We start from the raw sequence: 20,801 nt of genomic DNA, 5'->3' as shown, positions 1-20,801 counted from the left end.
CACCCGCACCGGTAGCCCTCGCTCGCTACTCGCCGTCGTCGTCGGCCGCCCGGCCGTCAGGGGTGACCGGGACCGGCTCCGCGGTCAGCCGGAACTCCCGGGCGCCCAGCGCCTCCGCGAGCTCGTCGGGCCCCGCGAACAGCACCACACCCGGGTACGCCGCGAGGACTCCCGCGAGCCGGCCGCGGCCCTCCTCGTCCAGGTCACGGTCGAGGTCCGCGACCAGGAGCAGCGGCGGCTCGCCGTAGATCGCGCGGGCCAGGGCGAGCCGCGCGCGCTCGTCGACGGTCAGCGGCTCCCCGCCGGCCCGCAGCACGGTCCGCGGCCCGTCCGCGAACCGGTCCACGCCGAGGCCCACATCGGCGAACGCCTCGTCGGCCGTGGCGTCGTCCAGGTCTGGACGGCGGTAGCGGAGCGCGCGCCGCAGCGTGCCGCGCTCGAACACGGTGCCGCGGGTCGCCAGGCCCACGAGCTTGCGCCCGTCCGCGGGCGCCACACCCCGCAGGTTGCGCCCGGCCACCCAGATCTCGTCGGTCGTGCCGGACGGTGCGAGGTCGAGCCCGACGATCCGCCGCATCAGGCGCAGCGGGGCGTCCGGGTCGTCGCCGGTCAGGCGGATGCGGGCGCCCGCACCGGCGCTCAGCGGAGCATCGCCCGGCACCAGCCCGGGCACCACCACGTGCACCCGGCCGGGCTCGTCCGCGCCGTCGGGCCGGTCGGCCGACGCCGCCGCGCTGCTCGCGCGCTCGTGCTCGACCCGCCGGCGGGCGGCGTCGGCCAGCGCGGGGACGAGCACCGCACGGGCGGCCAGGAAGGTCTGCCGGTACTCGACGATGCGCCCGAGATCGACGATCGGCGTCGAGGCGAGGCCCGCCATGGCCATCGCCGCGACCGTGATCGCGGGGTCGAGCCCGCGCACCACACCGACGGCGGCAACGGCGAGCGTCGCCAGCAGTGCGGCGACCGTGCCCCCGGCCCGGAGCGCGCCGACGGTCGCCGACCGGTCGACGGCGCGGTCCACGACGTCGGCGGACGCCGAGTCGATGTGGTCGAGCTCCCGGCCCGCCCCGCGCGCCGCGATGATGCCCTCCGACGCCCCGACGGTGTCGGCGATCCGCGTGGCCATGCGCCCGCGGGCACGCCGCAGCCGCCGCGACTTGAGATACGCGGTGCGCGCCCACGGCACCATCACGGCGGCGAGCAGGCCGAGCGGGAGCAGGAATCCGATCCCGAGGTACGGGTCGAGCACCGTGAGCCCCACGGCCGACCCGGCGATCAGCGGGATCCCGGCCGCCAGCGGGCCCACGCCCTGCGACACCCAGTTGCGCACGCTCGCGAGGTCGTTGGTGGTCCGGGCCACGGTGATGCCCAGGTGGGTGCTGCTGCCCGGCGTGAGCTCGGACTCCACGAGCTCGCGCCGCAGCTCGCGCACGTAGTCCTGGCCGAGCCGCTCGGCGACGACCCGCTCCTCGATGCGCAGCCCGCCGATCGCCACCGCGGTGGCCACGATGCTCAGGATCGCGACGACGATCGGCCAGGTGCCGCCCGGGCGCAGCTGGGTCAGCGCCCAGGCGCCCACGGCACCGAGCGCGCCCTGGCCGACGCCGAGCGCGGCGAGGCCGACCACCCAGCGCCGTCGGGCGCCGACGTAGACCCGCGGCAGGACGCCCGGCTCGGCCGGTTCTGCCGGCCGCCCGGTCCCGGCCGACCTCGCCGGCTCAGGCGACCGCATGGCCCTCGCCGACCTGGGTGTCCCCGACCGGCCCGAGCGACACCTCGCCGAGGGAGCCGGGCTGCACCTGGTCGACGGGCAGGATCGACCCGACGGGCGCCGCGCCGGTGAGCCCCGCGGCGGCCCACGCGACGGCGGGCAGGCACAGGTCGTAGGTCGGCACCACGCTCACGTCGAGAGCTCGACGGGCCTCGGCGGTGGCGATCGGCGAGGCCGTGAGCACGCCCGAGACGACCGACGGCTCGCAGCCCAGGGCCCGCAGCGCCGCGACGCCGCCGCTCGCGCCGAGCGCGTCCCCCGCGGCGAACACCACGCGGTCCACCACGGACCGGAAGGCGTCGTCGACGAGCAGGCGGCCGGTCTCGCCCTGGTAGACACCGTCGGCGATCTCGATCAGCACCACGTCGGGCGCGGGCGCCCCCGGCCGGGCCGGGGCGGCGAGCACGTCGGCCATCGTGGCGAAGACGTCGCGCACGTCCTCGAAGGGAAGCCCGAACGTGCTCGGGAAGCCGAAGTCGGTGAAGTCGACCACGTGGTCAGCGCCCGCGTCGACGAAGTGGTGGGCGTCGTTGCCCGCGCCCGTGCCCGTCGCCTTGCCCGCGTGCACCGTGAGGCCGGCGGCGGCCAGGCCGTGGGCGAGGCAGGCCAGCGTGGTGGACTTGCCGGAGTTCATCGACGTGCCGATGACGGCGACCACCCGGACACGCGTGGCGTTCCCGGCCGCGCTGCCCGCCGCGCGCACCTGGTGCGGCGCGTGGGTCGCGAGGTTCACCACCGCTCCCCCGGCCGTCAGCAGGCCGACGGGCTCGATCACCGTGGCGTCCTTGATCGCGGCGTGCCGGTCCACGACCCGCGAGGCGAGCCCGCCGGCGGCGGCGAGGTGGCACGGCCCGAGGTCCTCCGGGAGCACGGCGAGGAACTGGTCGGCGGCGTACCGCGACCCGTACGCCACGACGATCTCGTCGCCCTCGAACAGGATCTGTCGGCGGGAGTCCGGCGACTCCAGCCGACGGTGCTGGCCGATCGTCACGACCCGCGCGAGCACCACGTCACCGGGGCGCGGTGCGCCGGACAGGTCCGTGACCAGCCCGAACGCGGCGGGGTCCCGCTCGATCGCCGCGGCGACGAACCGGGTGGAGTAGGCCTTCTTGGCCCGCAGCAGACGGCGCGTGGCCGGGTCCGGCGTCAGCGCGGGTACGGCGCCGCCGACCCGCAGCGGGGTGGCGACGGGATGCGGGTCGAGCCCGCGCAGCTCCGATGACGTGTCGAGGATGCTCATGACGGCCACGCTTTCTTGTCGAGGGACGCGAGGGTGCGACGTCGCTATTCGACAAGCCCGCCATGAACTCGTGATGAGACCCGGATGAAAGCTCTCTCATCAGCCACGACGGCCGTACGCCGTCGCCGTGCGGGAAGAATACCCGCGCCGGCGACGTCGGCCGGTCAGCCCAGCTCCCAGCTCCCCTTGCCCCGCGGCACGAGCTCGACCCAGGTGTTGCCAGGGTCGAGCTCGGCGGTCCTGCCACCGGGTACCTTCAGCACGATCGGGGCGTTCAGGCTCTTCTTGGACCAGCGCACCGAGATGGCGTGCCCCATGGAGAGGAGCACGCCCTTGCCGTCCCTCTTCGCGAGCTTGTGCTCGGGCACCGGCGCCCCGGCGGGGTCCACGAACTTGGTGTTGACCACCTCGGTGGACAGCACCAGCACGTTGCGCGCGCCGTGCCGGCGGCCGTCGGCGGAGACAGACTTCGTGGTGCCCTCGCTGCGCAGGTAGCGCTTGCTCTCCCGGTCCCAGAGCCAGACGGTGCGCTGGAGCGACGACAGCCGCACGTCGACCGACCGCACGTACCGGCCGGCCTGCGGCGCCGAGCCCTGGCCCGGCTTGGCCGCGTACTCGAACTGGGCCGGCGGCGGGGTGGTCCGCTCGCCGTCTGCCTGCTCCAGGAACGTGGACATGGTGCCGATCACGTTGTGCGGCGCCTCGCGGGCGGGGTCGCGCCGGAAGCCGGGGTCGCCGTCGTCCATGATGATCGTCTGGGTACCGACCCGCTTGGTGGCCTTGATGAACGGGCCCTGCCCGCCGGAGAACACCAGGATGCCGTCGAGCGGCGCGACGATCGCGGGGTCCATCGGCCGCACGGAGCGCACCGGCTCCACGGCCTCCGGGAGCTTCGAGTGGTAGGTCGCGACGAACCGGGTGATCCCGCCCTCGACGACCTCCTCCCACACGATGTCAGCCTCGTTCAGCCCGCGCTGCGGCCGGGCCGCGGTCGCGTTCTCGATCTTGACCGACACTGCCGGACGCGCCGCGATCTTCTCGGTGCGCACCCCCGTGAGCGGCCACACCAGCGGGACGTCGGGGTCGGGCGGGGCGCTCCGGTCCGTCCGGACCTCGGCCGCGACCGTCGTGGTGGGGGCGGGCATGGCCTCCGCCCGGGTGCCGCCGCCGCAGCCGGTCAGCACGAGTGCCGTCGCCATGGCCGCACCTGTGGCACGAACCGCCGTCGTCCAACGCGTCATCGGTTCTCCTCCGCGAGCGATCGATGCCGAGCCCCCGAGGGGTCCGTGTGGCGCACACGTTACAGATCCGCCCGCCGCCCGGCCCGTCGGACGCGCTTACGCTCAGGAGGTGACGCTGACCGACCCGACGAGCGCCGTGGTGCGCGCCGTCCGGGACGCCCTCGACGGCGGCCCCGCCTACGCCCCGCAGCCCCGCCTGTCCGACGCCGTCGCCCCGCCCGGGACCGCGCTCGTGCTCCGGACCTCCGGTTCCACGGGAAACCCCCGTGAGGTCGCGCTGAGCGCTGCCGCCCTCCGGGCCTCGGCCGAGGCGACCCACGAGCGCCTCGGCGGGCCCGGCCGGTGGCTGCTGGTGCTGCCGCCGACGCACGTGGCCGGTGTCCAGGTGGTCAACCGGACCGTCGTGGCGGGCACCGAGGTGCGCGTCGGTGACCTGACCCCGTTCACCCCGGCGGCGTTCGCGGCCCTGGCTCGCGACTTCCTGGCCGGCCACGAGGGCGAGCGCGCCTACGTCTCGATCGTGCCCACCCAGCTGCACCGGCTCGTCGCGGCGGCGGACGGCGAGGACGACGGGACCGGCGGCGGCGACGGCCTGGCGGAGCTCGCGCGGTTCGACGCCGTGCTGGTCGGCAGCGCCGCGACGCCCGCCGCGCTCCTGGGCCGCGCGCGGGCCGCGGGCGTGCGCGCCGTGACCACCTACGGCATGTCCGAGACCAGCGGCGGCTGCGTGTACGACGGCGTCCCGCTGGCGGGGGTACGGGTGCGGCTGGCCGGCCCCGGCACCGGTGCGGACGACGCTCCCCGCCCCGACCCCGACGACGCCCCGCGCACCGGTGTCGTCGAGCTGTCCGGACCCGTGCTCGCGGAGGGCTACGTGGGCGACGCCGCGGCGACGGCCGCCGCGTTCCGCACCGACCCCGACGGCACACGCTGGTTCCGCACCTCCGACCTGGGCCGCCTCGACGCGGGCCGCCTGACGATCCTCGGGCGGGCGGACGACGTGATCCTCACCGGCGGCGTCAACGTCGCCCCGGCCGCCGTCGAGGCCGCGATCGCCGAGCACCTCGCCGGGCTGGGCACGCCGGGCGAGGCGTGCGTCGTCGGCGTGCCCGACGACGAGTGGGGCCAGGCCGTGGTCGCCGTCCTCGCTCTGCCGGGCCACGCGGACGCCGGCCCCGCGCACACGGCCGCCGGCCCGGTCCTCACCGACGGGACCCCCGAGCTGCTCGCCGGGCTCCGTTCCGCCGTCGGGCACGCGCTCGGGGCACCCGCCGCGCCCCGGCGGGTCTACCTCGCCGCGGCCCTGCCGACCCGGGGCCCGGGCAAGGTGGACCGCCGGGCGGTACGCGACGCCGTCGTGCGGGCGGGGCGGGAACCCGTGCGACCATGACTTCGTTCCTCCGCCAGGACCGCGCGCAGGCCCGGTCCTGGTGTCTCGAGAACCCAGGCACACCCCACGAACGAAGGACGCACTGATGGCCACTGCCGCCGAGTGGATCTCCGGGGCCCGGCCCCGCACGCTGCCGGCGGCGGCGGCACCGGTCATGGTCGGTACGGGCGCGGCCGCCCAGGTCGGTTCCTCCGCGGCGCTGCCCGCGCTGCTGGCGCTCGGCGTCGCCCTCGCGCTGCAGGTGGGCGTCAACTTCGCCAACGACTACTCGGACGGCGTGCGCGGCACCGACCTGGACCGCGTGGGCCCCATGCGGCTGACCGCCTCGGGTGCCGCGGCGCCCCGTGCGGTCAAGACCGCCGCCTTCGTCGCGTTCGGCGTCGCCGCGGTCCTGGGCCTGGTGCTGTGCGCGGTCTCGGGGCACTGGTGGCTGCTCGCCGTCGGCGCGGTGAGCGTGGTCGCCGCCTGGTACTACACGGGCGGCAGGACGCCGTACGGGTACCGGGGCCTGGGCGAGATCGCGGTGTTCGTGTTCTTCGGCCTCGTCGCGGTGCTCGGCACCACCTACACGCAGGCCGACACCATCACCTGGCCCGCGGTGCTCGGTGCGGTGGGCGTGGGCCTGATCGCCTGCGCGCTGCTCATGGTCAACAACCTGCGCGACATCCCCACCGACGTGCTCGCCGGCAAGCGCACGCTGGCCGTGCGGCTGGGCGACTACCGCGCGCGCCGCGTGTACATCGCGATGATCTGGGTGCCGGTGCTGCTCGGCGCGGTGTGCGCGTTCTGGGCGCCGTGGTCCCTCGTGGTCCTGCTGCTGCTCGGCCCGGCGGCGCTGCTGTCGATCCCGATCCTCGCCGGGGCGCGCGGCAAGCTGCTCGTCCCGGTGCTGGCCGGCACGGGCCTGTACGAGCTGGGCTACGGCCTGCTGCTCTGGTTCGGCCTGTCGCTCTGAAACCCCGTGAACGTGTCGGACGCCCAGGTCACCAGAGTGGCCTGGGCGTCTGACACGTGCGCGAGGTTCAGTCCGTGCGGAGCTTCTCGTCGACCTGCGCGTCCTCGTGGGCGGCGTCGGCGTCGACCTTCGGGGTGGCGGCGCGCTGCGCGGCGCGGCGCTCGGCCCGGTCGGCCATCCACCGCGTCGCGGCGTCCCGCGGCCTGCCCAGGGTCAGGTACGACACGGCCAGCGCGACCACGACGGCGACCACCGGGAGCAGCCAGCCCCGCAGGCCGACCAGGTACAGCACGCCGAGTGCCGCGGCGACGAGCGCGATGCGGAGCAGGGAGTAGATCACGAGGGGCACCCACCCATGGTAGGCCGGGCGGGCGTCACAACGGCACGACGGCGGCCCCGCGGGCAACATCGGGGCGAACGTCACGTCAGAGGCTGCCCTGCCCGCGCCAACCCACCGTAGGCTGGGGGTATGCCTCGCGTACTCCTGATCTTGGTGATCGTCGGACTCATGGCCTACGCCCTGACCGATGTCTGGGGCGCGGACGAGGACGAACGCGCAGGTCTGCCCCGTTGGCTCTGGGTACTCCTCATCGTCCTCCTGCCGCTGCTCGGCGCGATCTCGTGGATCGTGGTGCGGGTCAGCCGGCGGTCCGGCGCCGGCCCCGCCACGGGCCCCGGTTCCGGCGGCAGCCGCCCGACGCCGCCCCCGCGTCCCGGCCCGCGCCGCCCCTCCGGCCCCGTGGCCCCGGACGACGACCCGGAGTTCCTGTGGCTGCTGGAGCAGGAGAAGCGCAAGCGCGAGCGAGAGGCCCGCGGCCGCCAGGAGGCCAAGGACGACGACACCGAGTCCAGCTGACCGGCTCCCGCCGCCGCTGACGCAAGAGGGTCCGCCCCGAGAAGAGTTTCTCAGGGCGGACCCTCTTGCGTCAGCGGCTCCGGGTCAGCGGACCGTCACAGGCCCGAGTACGAGTGCTTCCCGTTGAAGATCAGGTTCACGCCGGTGAAGTTGAACAGCACGCACGCGTAGCCCGCCACGACGAACCAGGCGGCCCGGCTCCCGGACCAGCCGCGCGTGGTGCGCGCGTGCAGGTAGGCCGCGTAGACCACCCACACGATGAAGCTCCAGACCTCCTTGGGGTCCCAGCCCCAGTAACGGCCCCAGGCGTCCTCGGCCCAGATGGCGCCACCGATGAGCGTGAAGGTCCACAGCACGAACGCGACCGAGTTCAGGCGGAACGAGAGCGACTCCAGAGCGCCCGGCGTCGCGGTGTGGTCGAGCCAGCCCCAGCGCCGGCTGCCGAGCATCGCCGAGCCGTTGTCACGGGCGTCGCGCAGGAGCTGCAGCACCGACGTCACGAACGCGACCGTGAAGATACCGGTCGCCACGATGGCGACGCCCACGTGGAGCACGAGCCAGTACTTCTGCAGCGCGGGCTGCACGCCCATCGCCGCGACGAAGAACTTCTCCTGGGCCAGCACCAGGAACAGCACGCCCAGACCGGCCACGAACGCGCCGAGGAACCGCACGTCGCGGCGCGTGTTCACGCCGACGAACACGGCGACGGCCACGAAGGTGCCGACCAGCGCGAACTCGTACATGTTGGCCCACGGCGTGCGGCCGGCCGCGATGCCACGCAGCACGATGGCGATCAGCAGCAGCGCCGCCGCCAGCCAGGTCACGGACATCCCGATCCCGGCGAGCTTGCGGCTGACCGGCGCGGCCGGGCCGGCGTCGTCCACCGGGGCGTCGACGGGCGCGTCCTCCACGCCCGCGCCGACGGCGACCTTCGCCCGGCTGCGGGCCGCGTCCCGCGCGTCCACCTTGGCGCCGGACAGGCGCGACAGGTCCACCGCGAACGCGATGAATCCGATGGCGAGCGCGGTCGCCGCCCCCCAGACCAGCAGCACGCTGAGGTTTGCCAGCTCCATGTTCAGTCCTTTTCCGATCTGGTCGCGATGCGCGGTTGCTGAGGTTCTCGACGAGTGGCCCCGGGTTCGGGCTCGGTCCCGGTGACGGCCGCCAGCGCCCGGTCGACCTCGGCCTGGAGGCCGGCGTCGTCGCCCCGGGCGAGTCCCGCGACCTCGACCACCGTAGCGCCGTCCGGCCCGGGGTACGCCCGGGCCCAGACGCGGCGGCGCGGCGTGAAGAGCGAGACGCTGAGCCCCGCGAGCGCGAGGAGCGCGAAGACCAGCACGAACGCGAGCGAGGGGTCGTGCCGCAGGTCGAGGGCGACGTAGCGCGGCAGCTCCTCACCGAGGGTCAGGGTGCCGAGCCCGTCCGGGAGCTCGACGGTCTCGCCGGGGCGCGCGAGCACCTTGATGCGCTGCCCCTGGTCGTCGACGGCGGCCGTGAGGTTCGCCGTGTCCAGCTCGTACACGTTCTGGGGCGAGCCGTCGTCGAGGCCGAGGTCGCCCGTGTACACCTCGAGCACGAGCAGCGGGTCCACGGGCTGCGGGAACGCCGAGCGGGCGGACCCGTCCTCGTTCACCTCGGCCGTGGGCAGGAAGTAGCCCACGAGCCCGATCTGGTCGAGCCCGGACGACACGTCCGGCACCTTCACGACGCCGCGGGACGTGTACATCGTGTCCTCGGGGATGAAGGTGACCCGCCCGGAGAAGGCGACCGCGCCGTCGGCGTCGTGCACGGTGATCTCGGGCGCGAAGCCGTTGCCCTGGAGGTAGATCTTGGCGCCGTCGACGACGATCGGGTGGTTCACCTTGATCTGCTCGCTCCGCTCCGCGCCCGACGGCTCGGCGACGGTCACGTGCGCCGTGAAGTCGCGGGCCTGGGCGAAGGCGACGGTGTCGCTCGCGAACTCGGACTCGAACTCGTCGAGCGTCATGGAGAACGGCACCAGGGACTCGGGGCGGAACCACGAGCCCTTCTCGAACGTGTCGTAGTCCACCACCGCGTTGGCGAAGCCGCGGCCCTCGGTGACGATGGCCTGGCCGCGGTAGTGCAGCATCTGACCGGTCGCGACGGACACGAGCAGGCCCACCAGGGCCAGGTGGAAGACGAGGTTGCCGGTCTCGCGCAGGTAGCCTCGCTCGGCGCTCACGGTGGCTGCCGCGGGACGCGTGCCCCGCGCGGCCTCCTCACCCCGGTCCACACGGAACAGGGGCAGCCAGGAGAGCTTGCCGCGCAGGCGGGCGGCGACGGCGTCCGCCGCCTCCTCGGGCGTGGCGTCCGTGGTCGCGGTGGCCTTGGCCGGGAACCGGTTGAACCGGGACGGGACGCGCGGCGGGCGGCCGCGCAGGGCGCGGTAGTGCGCCGCCGACCGCGGCAGGATGCAGCCGACGAGCGAGACGAACAGCAGGATGTAGATCGCGGAGAACCAGACCGACGAGTAGACGTCGAAGAAGCCGGCCCTGTCGAGCCACTCCCCCGCGGTCGGGTGGTCGGCGAGGTACTCGATGACGCCGGCGGCGTCCTGGTTGCGCTGCGGCAGCACCGACCCGGGCACGGCCGCGACGGCGAGCAGCATGAGCAGCATGAGCGCCACGCGCATCGAGGTGAGCTGGCGCCACATCCAGCGCAGCGTGCCCACCAGGCCCAGCGCGGGCGCGTTGGGCCGCTGCGGCTTCTCGCCCGGCGACGGCGCCTCCGCGGGCTCGCCCTGCGTGAACTCGTCCGCGATGCCCTCGGGGACGTACGTGCCTTCCCTGCTGTCGCTGCTGCGGGTACGGCCGGCCATCAGATCACCGTCTCGAATCCACCGATCCAGAGCTGCATGGCCCCGGTGAGCTGCGTCCACAGCCCGGTGACCAGCAGCAGCCCGACCAGGACCAGCATTCCGCCGCCGATGCGCAGCGCCGCCAGGCGGTGCTTGCGCAGGAAGTCCAGCATGCGCTCCGAGCTCTGCAGCCCGAGGGCCACGAGCAGGAACGGCACGCCCAGACCGATGCAGTAGGCGACGCCCAGCAGTGCGCCGCGACCCGCGGACGCCTCGTCGATCGCAAGCGCCTGCACCGCGCCCAGGGTCGGTCCGATGCAGGGGGTCCAGCCCAGCCCGAAGACGACGCCGAGCAGCGGCGCGCCCCACAGGCCCGCGCGCGGCGTCAGGTGGAACCGGGCCTCGCGCTGCAGGAACGGGACTGCCCCGAGGAACCCGAGGCCGAGCAGGATCACCACGGCGCCGAGCACACGGATGATCACGTCCTCCCAGCGCACCAGGTAGGCGCCCAGGCCGCCGAACGCGGCGCCGAACGAGACGAACACGACGGTGAAGCCCAGCACGAACAGCGCGACCCCGCCGACCACGCGGCCGCGGGCGGGCTTGGTGCGGGTGCTCACGATGCCGGGGGTGGTCCCGGCCGACGCGGCGGCCATGCTGCTCACGTACCCGACGTAGCCGGGCACGAGCGGCAGCACGCACGGCGAGGCGAACGAGACGAGGCCTGCGAGCAGCGCCACGGGCACCGCCAGCAGCAGCGACCCGCTGAACGCGGTGCTCGCGAAGCCGCCGCCGACGGCGGTCGCGATCGAGCCGGCGAGCATCAGGCGGCCTCCGCCAGGACCTCGTCGATGAGCGCTTCCAGGGTGGACCCCTCGACCTGTCCGATCACCCGGGCGGCCACGCCGCCCTCCTGGTCGAGCACCACGGTGGACGGGACGGCCTGCAGCGGCACGACGCCGGACAGGCCCGCGATGACCTTGCCGGTGCGGTCCTCGATGCTCGGGTACGGCACCTCGAAGGTGCGCTCGAACGCCTGGGCGGCGCCGGCGTCGTCCTCGGTGTTGATGCCGAGGAACTGCACGCCGTCCTTCGACCCGGCGAGGCTCACGAGCTCGGGGGCCTCCGCACGGCACGGTGCGCACGAGGCGTACCAGGTGTTGACGACCACGACGTCGCCCGCCCAGCCGGAGGTGTCGACGTCGTTGCCCTCGAAGTCGGTGCCCGTGATGGTGACGGGACCCTTGCGCTCGCCGAGGTCGTACGTCTGGACGGAGCCGTCACCGGAGACGTACCCCTGTCCGACGACGTCGCCGGCGCCCGAGTCCTCGGGGCTGCACGCCGCGAGCGAGACGACCAGGCCGAGCACGATGCCGACGACCACTACCCATTGGACCGCCTTGACGGTCTTGCCTCGCATCACGCGCCGGCGACCTTGCTCGCGCCGTCGTAGAGCTCCGCGGCGGGCTCCGTGTAGTGCAGGCCGACGAACCGGTCGTCCTCGAAGTGCAGGGACGTCAGGGACGCGAGGTTGCACTGCCGGTTGCGCGGGTCGTGCCAGAGCGTGCCGCCCTCCAGGGCCCGGCGGGTGAGCCAGATGGGCAGCTGGTGGCTGACCAGCACGATCTCGTGGCCCTCCGCGGCTCGGCGGGCGTCCTGCACGGCCAGGCGCATGCGCTCGACCTGCTCCGTGTAGGGCTCACCCCACGACGGGCGGAACGGGTTCCACATGTGCGGCCAGTTGCGAGGGTTCTTCAGCGCACCGCCGCCGGGTCCGGACACGGCCAGGCCCTCGAACCGGTTGTCGGCCTCGATGATGCGGTCGTCGGTCGCGAGCTCCAGGCCGAAGCCCTGCGCGACGGGGGCGGCAGTCTCCTGCGCCCGCTGCAGCGGGGACGCCACCACGTGGGTCACGTCCCGGCCGGTGCTGGTCAGGTGGTCGGCGACGATCTTGGCCATCGCCTGGCCACGGTCGGACAGCCGGTATCCGGGCAGGCGCCCGTACAGCAGGCCGTCGGGGTTGTACACCTCGCCGTGACGCAGCAGGTGAACCGTCGTGGAAACCATGACCCACAGTCTCCCATCCGACCCTGGGTGCCCGTGACCTCCGGCGAGTGTGCATTACGTCATCTCGCGCCGATCCGGTGTCGCCGACCTACATTCGGCGGAAAGGTTTCGCCACGAAACCGTCAGATGCAAGCAAGGGGGCTCCACATGAGTGAGACAGCATCGCCTGCCATGTATGCGCGCCTGGGTGCCGAGGCACTCGGCACCTTCGTGCTCGTGCTGGGTGGTTGCGGTACCGCGGTGTTCGCCGCCAACTTTCCCGACGCCGAGACCAACACCGTGGGGGTGGGCTTCCTCGGCGTCGCCCTGGCCTTCGGCCTCACCGTGGTGGTCGGCGCGTTCGCGCTCGGTCCCATCTCCGGCGGGCACTTCAACCCGGCCGTGACGCTGGGCCTGGCGGCGTCGGGCCGGTTCTCGTGGAGCGACGTGGGCGGCTATGTCGTCGCGCAGGTCATCGGCGGTGTGCTCGGGTCCAGCGTGCTCGCGCTGATCGCACTGGGTGGGCCCGACGGCTACTTCGACGCCGCGCGCGAGTCGGGCTTCGCGGCGAACGGGTTCGGCGAGCACTCACCGGACGGGTTCGGGCTCGGTTCCGCGATCCTCACCGAGACCGTCCTGACCGCCGTCTTCCTGTTCGTCATCCTCGGCGCGACGGCGCGGATCGCCTCCCCCGGCTTCGCACCGCTGGCGATCGGCCTGTCGCTGACACTGATCCACCTGGTGTCGATCCCGATCACGAACACCTCGGTGAACCCCGCCCGGTCTCTCGCGACCGCGATCTACGCCGGCGGCTGGGCGTGGGGCCAGCTCTGGGTCTTCATCGTGTTCCCGATCCTGGGCGGACTGCTCGCCGGGTTCGCGTACCGGCCGATGTTCAGCCGCGTCCTGACGGAGTAGGGCCAACCCATCCCCACCACCCGCGTGTCAGACGCACGGATCCCTCGGGTGACCTGTGCGTCTGACACGTGCCGCGGGACCTGGTCAGTCGCAGAAGGCAGTGAGGCCCTGCTCCGTGCCGCCCGAGACCTTGGAGGACGCCGCGACCTTGGCCATGATCCTGCCGAGCGCCGCGAACTCCTCGGGGTCCAGAGCGTCCACCATGATCCGGCGCACCGCGGCGACGTGCCCCGGCGCCGAGGCCTCGAGCGCCGTGAAGCCGGCGTCGGTCATGGTGCAGTTGACCCCGCGCCGGTCGCCCTCGGCTGCCTGCCGCGCCACCAGACCGCGTGCCTCCATCCGGGCGACCGTGTGCGTGAGCCGGCTGCGCGACAGCACCAGGCCGTCCGCGAGCGTCGACATCCGCATGGTGCGCTCCGGCGCCTCCGAGAGCTGCACCAGCAGGCTGTACTCGCCGAGAGTGAGGTCGAGGGACCGGTCGTGCACCGCGCCGAGCGCCTCCACGAACCGGGCGGTGCCCTCGAGATAGTGCCGCCAGGAGCCCTGCTGCTCCTCCGTCAGCCAGAGGTCGGACTCCTCGATCGTCTCCGCTGCCACTTCGCCCACCGCCTTCGTGCTCGCCGAGCTGCCAGGAGGGTGACCCGGCGCCCCGGTGCCGACGTCCCCCGGCCCCGATGTGATCTGCGACGCTCCGAGCGCCCTCTAGGAATACGTTACGGGACCCGTTATGTTGGAACGCATCAGATCTAGTTGATCCCTCAACTATCTACCTCAACCGCCGCACCCACAAGGAGTCCCCCTGATGGCCACCCCGCTCCCCGCTGGTCTCACCGCCGGCACCTACGACATCGACCCCTCCCACACCGCTGCCTCCTTCTCCGTCCGCCACGCCGGCATCGCGAAGGTGCGCGGCAGCATCGCGGTCACCTCGGGCACCATCACGGTGGGCGAGGACCTGGAGTCGTCGAGCGTCACCGCCGAGCTGGACGCGGCCTCCGTGAGCACCGGCGACGCCGGTCGTGACGGCCACCTGAAGAGCGCCGACTTCTGGCACGCCGACGAGAAGCCGACCTGGACCTTCTCCTCGACCAGCATCAAGGCCGACGGCGACGACTACGTCATCCTGGGCGACCTGACCATCAACGGGATCACCAAGGGCGTCGAGCTCGAGACCGAGTTCACCGGCACCGCCAAGGACCCGTTCGGCAACGACCGCGCCGGCTTCGAGGCCAACCTCGAGGTCAACCGCAAGGACTTCGGCCTCACGTGGAACGCCACGCTGGAGACCGGCGGCTTCCTGGTGGGCGACAAGGTCAAGATCACGCTGGACGTCAGCGCGATCGCCAAGGCCTGAGCGACTCCCGCCGTCGCCGGGTAGGCGGCGCTCCTGATCCTGGTTCAGCAGACTCGTGGCGACCATCGTCCTTCGGGACACGGTCGCCCCGAGCCTGGTGAGCCAGGATCAGTCGTTTCCGGGCGGGGTCAGACCGCGGCGGCGCGGGTGGCCGCGTGGAACGCCAGGATCTGCAGCTCGCCGCCGACGTCGACCGAGCGGACCACCACGTCGTCCGGCACCTGGAGCGCCACCGGCGCGAAGTTCAGGATCTCCCGGACGCCGGAGCCCACCACGGCGTCGGCCACGTCCTGGGCACCGTGGCCGGGCAGGGCCAGCACGACCATCGAGACGCGCTCGCGCTCGATGACGTCGGCCACCTCGCGCACGTGCTCCACGGTCACGCCGGCCACGCGCGTGCCGACCACCTCGGGCGAGGCGTCGAGCAGCGCCACCACCTGGAAGCCGCGGGTCGCGTACCCGGAGTAGTTCGCCAGGGCGTGACCGAGGTTGCCGATGCCGACGATCGCCAGCCGGTGCTCGGTCTCGAGCCCCAGGGCGACGGTGATGTACGAGGCGAGCGACTCGACGTCGTACCCGACGCCGCGCGTGCCGAACGAGCCCAGGTACGAGAGGTCCTTGCGCAGCTGCGCCGAGCTCACGCCCGACCGCTCGGCGAGCTCCGTCGAGGACGTGAGGCCCACCCCCTCCGCCGCGAGGTCCCGGAGGGCACGCAGGTAGTAGGGCAGCCTCCCCACGGTTGCCGCGGGGACTGTCCCGTCACTGAGCTCGACCACGTGCTGCTCCCCTCCCCGCGACCACTGTGTCGCGGGCGTACGCACACACTGCCTGGACGATCATGCCAGGAGGCGGGCAAGGCGCGCACCGTCCACGCGCCAGAAACCTTGCTGTATCCCGTCCACCTCGAGCACGGGCACGTACTCCCCGTACCTGTCCCGGAGCTCGGGCGTGCTGTCGATGTCCACCTCGCGCCACCGGGCCCCCGAACTGTCGCACACCTGCGCGACGACGGCACGTGCGTCCTCGCACAGGTGGCACGCCTCGCGTGTGTACAGGACGACCCGGGTGTCGGCAGCGGTGGTCACGCCCCCGAGGTTACGTCACACGCGGGCCGCCGAACGGTCGGTGTCCGGCAGCCGCTCGTCCGCCCAGCGCACGCCCCAGGCCAGGACGAGGAACACGACGGCGACGACCGCGGAGTTGGTCACGGCGCCGGCGTACCCGAGCACGTTCACGTCGAGGAACGGGTACGGGTACCAGCCCGTGACGGCCCCGCGGACGAACGTGTAGACCAGCCACGCGATCGGGTAGACGACGCACCACCACACCGTCCGCGCGCTCACGCGCGGCCGCGGCCCCACCAGCAGCCAGGCGACGACGGCGAACACCGGCGCCAGCACGTGCAGCATCACGTTCGACACCATCCCGGCGCCCGTGAGCTCCACCAGCCCCCGCAGCACCGTGTTGTAGACGATCCCGGTGACCGTGATGCACAGCAGGGCGTCGAGCCGCAGCACGCGGAACAGCGGACCGTCGCGTCGCGGGTCGAGCGCGAGCGCGAGCGACACCCCGCCGATCAGCAGGTTCGACTGGATCGTGAAGTAGCTGAACAACCGGACGATCCGCTCGGCGTGCGTGGGGGCAAGGCCGGCGCCTCCGGTGAGGGCCACGACGAGCTCGATGCCGAAGCCGCCGAGCGCGAGCACGGCGACCAGCAGGTGGAGGAATCGCGCGAGCCCGGCCCCGTCGGGAGCCCCGATGTTCTGCGTCACTCCCTGGTTCTACCAGCGCTTCTACCGGGGTGCCCGGCGAGGACTTGCGTCCTGTGGCACGCCGATAGAGTGACCTCCATGCCGTCGACGCACCCTTCGTCCGCCACCGCGGCGTTCTTCGACGTCGACAACACGATCATCCGCGGTGCGAGCGCCTTTCACCTGGCCAAGTCGGCGTACCAGCGCAAGTTCTTCGGTACGCGGGACCTGCTCAGGTTCGGTCTGATCCAGGCCCGCTACCTGCTGTTCGGTGAGAACAAGGACGAGATCGACGTGGTCCGCGACCGCGCGCTCTCCCTCATCGCCGGCCGCAGCCTCGCGGAGGTCGCCACCCTCGGCGAGGAGGTGTGGGACGCCGTCCTCTCGCTGCGCATCTACCCCGGCACCCGCAGGCTGCTCGACGAGCACATCGCGGCAGGCCACCAGGTGTGGCTCATCACCGCCACGCCGGTGGAGATCGCCCGGCTCATCGCTCGCCGGCTGGGCGCGACGGGGGCGCTCGGCACCGTCGCCGAGCACAAGGACGGCTTCTACACCGGCCGGCTGGTGGGCGACCTCATGCACGGCCAGGCCAAGGCCGAGGCCATCGTCGAGCTCTCCGAGACCGAGAAGATCGACCTCGACGAGAGCTACGCCTACGGCGACTCGCTCAACGACCTGCCGATGATGCGTTCCGTGGGGCACCCGTGCCCGATCAACCCGGACCTGCGGCTGCGCCGGCACGCCCAGGAGGTCGGGTGGCCCATCCGCGAGTTCCGCGGGCGGTCGCAGCGCGCGGCCGGGCGCGGGGTCCGGACGGCGTCGTGGGCCGGCGCGGCGTGGGTGCTCGGCCTGGTGCTGCGGGCCGCCCGACGCCGGCTGCGGGGACACTAGCCGCTCCCAGGTTTCGAGACCGGTCCCTTGCATCGAGACCGGTCCATCGGCGGACCGGTCTCGATGCAACGGACCGATCTCGACAAGACAAAGAGGCCCAGCCCCTGAGGGGGCCGGGCCTCTCGTCACGCGCCCGACGGCGCGCGCGTCACTTCTTGTTGCGGCGCTGGTGGCGCGTCTTGCGAAGCAGCTTGCGGTGCTTCTTCTTGGCCATGCGCTTGCGGCGCTTCTTGATGACGGAGCCCATAGGTCCTCGCAATGTTCGGTCGGTCGGTCGGCGGCGGCCCGACGACGGGCCGCGCGGCGAAATGGTCCACGGTTGGTCCGGGACAGTGACGCCATAGTGACGATGGCCGACCAACACGAAAAGGAGTCCGCTACCTAGGCTACCTGCTCTGCCGCGCGCCCCGTAATCGACAGCGGTGTGAGGTGCGCCGGAGCCGCCCGGAGGACGACGTCGGCGCAACCCCTCACGGCCTGGCCGCGAACCGCTCCAGCAGGTCGGCGTGGCCCGAGCAGACGAGCAGGTCGTTGGCCGAGACCCGGGTCTCCGGCGTCGCGTACACGAAGTCCACGCCCGGCGACTTCACCCCGATCACCGTGATGCCGTACCGCTTGCGGATGTTCGACTGCGCGAGCGTGAAGCCCTGCGCCTCCCGCGGCGGGCGCATCTTGACGATGGTGAACCCGTCCTCGACCTCGATGTAGTCGAGCAGCTTGCCGCTGACCAGGTGGGCCACGCGCGAGCCGGCGTCGGCCTCCGGGAAGACGACGTGGTGCGCGCCGATCCGGGTCAGGATGCGGCCGTGCTCGGCGGAGATGGCCTTGGCCCAGATCTGCGGCGTCCCGAGGTCCACCAGGTTGCCCGTGATCAGCACCGACGCCTCGAGCGACGAGCCGACGCCCACCACCGCGACGCCGAAGTCCTTGGCACCGAGCTGCTCCAGCGCGTCCGGGTTGGACGCGTCGGCCTCGACCAGGGGCAGCCGCCCCGACCACTGGGCCACCAGCGTGGGGTCCTGCTCGACGGCCAGCACGTCCTGGCCCAGCCGGTCCAGGGTGGCGCCGATCGCCGACCCGAACCGGCCCAGGCCGATCACCAGCACACCCGCGTCCCGCTCGGGCTTCTTCTCCGGCACGGTAGTCCTCTCCTCGACGTGTCAGACGTACAGGTCACCCTAGTGACCTGTACGTCTGACACGTCGTCAGCCGATGTTGTCTGTCGCGTGCGGCCTGTGTTCCGTTCCGGGCGTGTGCCTCGTTCCTCGGCCCTCACCCTGCACTGCACTCCGGCCTCACCCGATGATGGGGCGTTCCTCCGGGAAGCGTACGATGCGCCGCCGGTCGCGCAGCGCCAGCACCGCCACGACGGTCACGGCACCGGTGCGCCCCACGAACATGAGGGCGGTCAGCACGTACTTCCCGGCGTCGGGCAGGTCGGCCGTGATACCGGTGCTCAGGCCGACGGTCGCGAACGCCGACAGCACCTCGAACAGCACCTTGGACAGGGGGAGGCCGGTGACCTGCAGCAGCGCGACGCACGAGATCAGCACGATGCTGGCACCCGTGAACACGACCGCTATCGAGAGGCGGAGCACGTCACGCGGGATACGCCGGCCGAACGCCTCGATGTCCCGGTCACCCCGCGCCTCCGCGATGATGGCCAACAGCATGACGGCGAGCGTCGTCACCTTGATGCCGCCGGCCGTGGACGCCGAGCCGCCGCCCACGAACATCAGGGCGTCCTGGATGAGCCAGCTCGACTCGTGCATGGCGCCGGTGTCCACGGTGCTGAACCCGCCAGAGCGCGGCATGATCCCCGCGAACAGTGCGGCGAGCAGCTTGTCCCCCACGCTCAGTGGGCCGAACGTCCGAGGGTTGGTCCACTCCAGCACCAGGAGCAGCAGCGCGCCCGCCACGAGCAGCACGGAGCTGGTCACGAGCGTCAGCTTGCTGTGCAGCGAGAGCCGCTTGGTCCAGCCGTGCCAGCGGTGGCCCGGCCGGGGCAGCGACCGCTGCAGGTTGAGGATCACGGGGAAGCCGAGCGCCCCGATGAACACGCCGAGCGCGATCGGCAGCAGCAGCGTCCAGTCACCCACGTGCGGCACGAGGCCGTCCGGGGTCGGCACGAACCCCGCGTTGTTGAACGCCGAGATCCCGTAGAACAGGGAGTGCCAGGCCGCGGTGCCCACGTTGTCCTCGAGCACGAAGAACCGAGGGAAGAGGAGCAGCGCGATGGACAGCTCCAGCGTCGTCGCGGTGATGATGATGACCCGGACCAGCGAGCCGACGTCGCCCAGCCGGCTCGTCTTGGTCTCCGAGGCGGTGAGCAGCTTCTGCGTCAGCCCGATCTTGCGGGAGACGATCATGCCGAGCAGCGAGGCGACGGTCATGATGCCGAACCCGCCCACCTTGATGCCCGCGAGGATGACGACCTGCCCGTAGAACGACCAGTAGGTCGCCGTGTCCTGGACCACGAGGCCCGTGACGCAGACGGCGGACACCGCGGTGAACAGCGCGTCGACGAAGCTCGCGCCCTCGCCGTCGGCGGTCGCGAACGGCATGAGCAGCAGGATCGCGAACAGCCCGATCACGCCCGCGAAGACGGTGACGGCGAGGCGGGCCGGAGCCCGGAAGGCCAGCTCGTCCACCAGCTCCCGGATGCCGAACAGCCTGTGCCGGAAGATCGGCATCAGCCGCGCTCCCTCCTCGTTCCGGTGTCCCAACGATTCGGGGCCCAACTCTGCCACGCCGGAGGGCCGCTGCCAGGCAGAAGTCGCCGGCGGGACTCACCGCCCGACCACTAGATCGCCGTTGCGTATGAGCAAGGGCATCTGAGCGCGCATGGCCATGCTTTCTACGACATGATCCACCGGTGAAAGAGGAGCACGCCCCGTTGGATGTTTTCGCGCTGCACGCCTGGGTGGACGAGTCGATGCAGATGCCGGGCCAGGAACGCGAAGGGCTCTACCTGCTGGCAGCTGCGGTAGCCAGCCCGGCTACGTGTGACCCCGTGCGAGAGAACCTTCGCGAGCTACTGCTCAAGGGAGCTGAGCGCCTGCACTGGCGAGACGAGTCGGCCCCGCGTCGCGCGAAGATCGCGTCCGCGATCGCGAACCACGACCTGGTGCACGTCGTAGTCGTCGGTGCACCAATCGACGCGCGGAAGCAGGAACGGGCCCGCCGCCAGTGCATGGAACGCCTCGTCTTCGAGCTTGGGGTCCTGGGGGTGTCACAGGTCTGGCTCGAGACCCGGACCAGCTCCCTGAACGAGCGCGACCGGCGGATGTTCGCCGCGCTGCACGCGAAGAACGCGATGCCCGCCAGGCTACGCATCGACTTCGCTCTACCGACGGACGAACCGATGCTGTGGGTAGCCGACGCCGTCGCCGGTGCGGTGGGCCAGGCCCGCCGGGGTTTTGCCCTGGACGTCCGAGACGCCCTCGGGCACGGGATCGACGAGATCGACATCTCCCTCTGAACACGCGAAAGCCGGGATCCCGTCGTCCGGCGGGAGTTCCCGGCTTCACTTCCTGGCCCCCCGCAGGGGGTGGCACTCAAAGCGTA

General features: G+C 72.5%; 23 protein-coding genes. 7 read left to right on the top strand and 16 right to left on the bottom strand.

Annotated elements, in window-relative coordinates:
* Positions 1–25 precede the first annotated feature (25 nt).
* The 3 genes from ACH47X_RS22470 to ACH47X_RS22460 all read right to left on the bottom strand — a co-directional run bounded on the left by ACH47X_RS22470 (position 26) and on the right by ACH47X_RS22460 (position 4,252).
* Entirely contained in the window at positions 26–1,732 is a 1,707-nt protein-coding gene (locus ACH47X_RS22470; RefSeq protein ID WP_397407108.1) for an ABC transporter ATP-binding protein, read from the bottom strand.
* Positions 1,719–3,011 (bottom strand): DUF1611 domain-containing protein, encoded by a 1,293-nt coding sequence (locus tag ACH47X_RS22465; protein WP_397407106.1) that lies wholly within the window; start codon positions 3,009–3,011, stop codon positions 1,719–1,721. Before ACH47X_RS22465 ends, ACH47X_RS22470 begins: the two co-directional genes overlap by 14 nt.
* A gap of 164 nt (positions 3,012–3,175) precedes the next feature.
* Complete coding sequence (locus ACH47X_RS22460; RefSeq protein ID WP_397407105.1) at positions 3,176–4,252, bottom strand: DUF3048 domain-containing protein; 1,077 nt, start codon at positions 4,250–4,252, stop codon at positions 3,176–3,178.
* 109 nt (positions 4,253–4,361) lie between these two features.
* On the opposite strand from ACH47X_RS22460, the gene ACH47X_RS22455 reads away from it, so the two are divergent.
* Both ACH47X_RS22455 and ACH47X_RS22450 read left to right on the top strand, forming a co-directional pair.
* A complete protein-coding gene (locus ACH47X_RS22455) occupies positions 4,362–5,642 on the top strand; it encodes an AMP-binding protein (protein ID WP_397407103.1) in 1,281 nt (426 codons plus the stop codon).
* Positions 5,643–5,727: 85 nt separating this feature from the next.
* Positions 5,728–6,597 (top strand): 1,4-dihydroxy-2-naphthoate polyprenyltransferase, encoded by an 870-nt coding sequence (locus tag ACH47X_RS22450; RefSeq protein ID WP_397407101.1) that lies wholly within the window; start codon positions 5,728–5,730, stop codon positions 6,595–6,597.
* A gap of 67 nt (positions 6,598–6,664) precedes the next feature.
* Here ACH47X_RS22450 and ACH47X_RS22445 read toward each other — a convergent pair whose 3' ends face one another.
* The gene (locus ACH47X_RS22445; RefSeq protein ID WP_397407099.1) at positions 6,665–6,946 is read right to left on the bottom strand and encodes a DUF4229 domain-containing protein; all 282 of its coding nucleotides are present in this window, start codon (positions 6,944–6,946) and stop codon (positions 6,665–6,667) included.
* A gap of 120 nt (positions 6,947–7,066) precedes the next feature.
* Between ACH47X_RS22445 and ACH47X_RS22440 the strand changes: the two genes are divergently transcribed.
* Entirely contained in the window at positions 7,067–7,453 is a 387-nt protein-coding gene (locus tag ACH47X_RS22440) for a PLDc N-terminal domain-containing protein (protein ID WP_377251078.1), read from the top strand.
* Positions 7,454–7,548: 95 nt separating this feature from the next.
* On the opposite strand, the gene ccsB is transcribed toward ACH47X_RS22440, so the two are convergent.
* From ccsB to ACH47X_RS22415, 5 genes are read right to left on the bottom strand one after another with little or no spacing between them, the layout of a single operon-like run.
* Positions 7,549–8,526: a c-type cytochrome biogenesis protein CcsB gene (gene ccsB / locus ACH47X_RS22435; protein ID WP_142032619.1), complete on the bottom strand. Its 978-nt coding sequence runs from the start codon at positions 8,524–8,526 to the stop codon at positions 7,549–7,551.
* A 2-nt stretch (positions 8,527–8,528) separates the two neighbouring features.
* Positions 8,529–10,292, bottom strand: a complete 1,764-nt coding sequence (gene resB / locus ACH47X_RS22430) for a cytochrome c biogenesis protein ResB (protein WP_397407096.1) — start codon at positions 10,290–10,292, stop codon at positions 8,529–8,531.
* Entirely contained in the window at positions 10,292–11,095 is an 804-nt protein-coding gene (locus ACH47X_RS22425; RefSeq protein ID WP_020016015.1) for a cytochrome c biogenesis CcdA family protein, read from the bottom strand. The genes resB and ACH47X_RS22425 overlap by 1 nt, the downstream gene beginning before the upstream one ends.
* On the bottom strand, positions 11,095–11,691 hold the full coding sequence (locus tag ACH47X_RS22420; protein ID WP_036964511.1) for a TlpA family protein disulfide reductase: 597 nt from the start codon (positions 11,689–11,691) through the stop codon (positions 11,095–11,097). Before ACH47X_RS22420 ends, ACH47X_RS22425 begins: the two co-directional genes overlap by 1 nt.
* Positions 11,691–12,338 carry a histidine phosphatase family protein gene (locus ACH47X_RS22415; RefSeq protein WP_036964510.1) on the bottom strand — a complete coding sequence of 216 codons (648 nt, stop codon included), beginning with the start codon at positions 12,336–12,338 and terminating at the stop codon, positions 11,691–11,693. The genes ACH47X_RS22420 and ACH47X_RS22415 overlap by 1 nt, the downstream gene beginning before the upstream one ends.
* 147 nt (positions 12,339–12,485) lie before the next feature.
* Between ACH47X_RS22415 and aqpZ the strand changes: the two genes are divergently transcribed.
* A complete protein-coding gene (aqpZ, locus tag ACH47X_RS22410; RefSeq protein ID WP_198012512.1) occupies positions 12,486–13,235 on the top strand; it encodes an aquaporin Z in 750 nt (249 codons plus the stop codon).
* Between the two features lie 84 nt (positions 13,236–13,319).
* Here aqpZ and ACH47X_RS22405 read toward each other — a convergent pair whose 3' ends face one another.
* Complete coding sequence (locus ACH47X_RS22405; RefSeq protein WP_397407093.1) at positions 13,320–13,832, bottom strand: MarR family winged helix-turn-helix transcriptional regulator; 513 nt, start codon at positions 13,830–13,832, stop codon at positions 13,320–13,322.
* A gap of 205 nt (positions 13,833–14,037) precedes the next feature.
* Here ACH47X_RS22405 and ACH47X_RS22400 point away from each other — a divergent pair, with 205 nt between their 5' ends.
* Positions 14,038–14,589, top strand: coding sequence for a YceI family protein (locus ACH47X_RS22400; protein ID WP_397407091.1), 552 nt, complete (start codon positions 14,038–14,040; stop codon positions 14,587–14,589).
* Positions 14,590–14,717: 128 nt separating this feature from the next.
* Here the strand turns inward: ACH47X_RS22400 and ACH47X_RS22395 are convergent, their stop codons facing one another.
* Genes ACH47X_RS22395 through ACH47X_RS22385 form a run of 3 tightly spaced genes read right to left on the bottom strand, consistent with a single transcriptional unit; the run spans position 14,718 to position 16,361 of the window.
* Positions 14,718–15,365, bottom strand: a complete 648-nt coding sequence (locus tag ACH47X_RS22395; RefSeq protein WP_397407089.1) for a redox-sensing transcriptional repressor Rex — start codon at positions 15,363–15,365, stop codon at positions 14,718–14,720.
* A 60-nt stretch (positions 15,366–15,425) separates the two neighbouring features.
* Positions 15,426–15,674: a glutaredoxin family protein gene (locus tag ACH47X_RS22390; protein ID WP_397407087.1), complete on the bottom strand. Its 249-nt coding sequence runs from the start codon at positions 15,672–15,674 to the stop codon at positions 15,426–15,428.
* A 15-nt stretch (positions 15,675–15,689) separates the two neighbouring features.
* Positions 15,690–16,361, bottom strand: coding sequence for a Pr6Pr family membrane protein (locus ACH47X_RS22385; protein ID WP_397407085.1), 672 nt, complete (start codon positions 16,359–16,361; stop codon positions 15,690–15,692).
* A 78-nt stretch (positions 16,362–16,439) separates the two neighbouring features.
* On the opposite strand from ACH47X_RS22385, the gene ACH47X_RS22380 reads away from it, so the two are divergent.
* Positions 16,440–17,234, top strand: coding sequence for an HAD family hydrolase (locus ACH47X_RS22380; RefSeq protein ID WP_397407083.1), 795 nt, complete (start codon positions 16,440–16,442; stop codon positions 17,232–17,234).
* Positions 17,235–17,382: 148 nt separating this feature from the next.
* Here the strand turns inward: ACH47X_RS22380 and ACH47X_RS22375 are convergent, their stop codons facing one another.
* The 3 genes from ACH47X_RS22375 to ACH47X_RS22365 form a co-directional block, all read right to left on the bottom strand.
* Positions 17,383–17,481 (bottom strand): 30S ribosomal protein bS22, encoded by a 99-nt coding sequence (locus tag ACH47X_RS22375; protein WP_003792170.1) that lies wholly within the window; start codon positions 17,479–17,481, stop codon positions 17,383–17,385.
* A 223-nt stretch (positions 17,482–17,704) separates the two neighbouring features.
* Complete coding sequence (locus tag ACH47X_RS22370; protein ID WP_020016003.1) at positions 17,705–18,373, bottom strand: potassium channel family protein; 669 nt, start codon at positions 18,371–18,373, stop codon at positions 17,705–17,707.
* A 156-nt stretch (positions 18,374–18,529) separates the two neighbouring features.
* Complete coding sequence (locus ACH47X_RS22365) at positions 18,530–19,927, bottom strand: TrkH family potassium uptake protein (protein WP_397407081.1); 1,398 nt, start codon at positions 19,925–19,927, stop codon at positions 18,530–18,532.
* Positions 19,928–20,109: 182 nt separating this feature from the next.
* Here ACH47X_RS22365 and ACH47X_RS22360 point away from each other — a divergent pair, with 182 nt between their 5' ends.
* Positions 20,110–20,715 carry a hypothetical protein gene (locus tag ACH47X_RS22360; RefSeq protein WP_397407079.1) on the top strand — a complete coding sequence of 202 codons (606 nt, stop codon included), beginning with the start codon at positions 20,110–20,112 and terminating at the stop codon, positions 20,713–20,715.
* The last annotated feature ends 86 nt before the right edge of the window (positions 20,716–20,801 follow it).

The sequence above is a fragment of the Promicromonospora kroppenstedtii genome (genome assembly GCF_044389675.1).
Taxonomy (GTDB): Bacteria; Actinomycetota; Actinomycetes; order Actinomycetales; family Cellulomonadaceae; genus Promicromonospora; species Promicromonospora kroppenstedtii.
The sequence above is the reverse complement of the archived record's forward strand: the minus strand, read 5'-3'. Positions and strand labels throughout refer to the sequence as shown.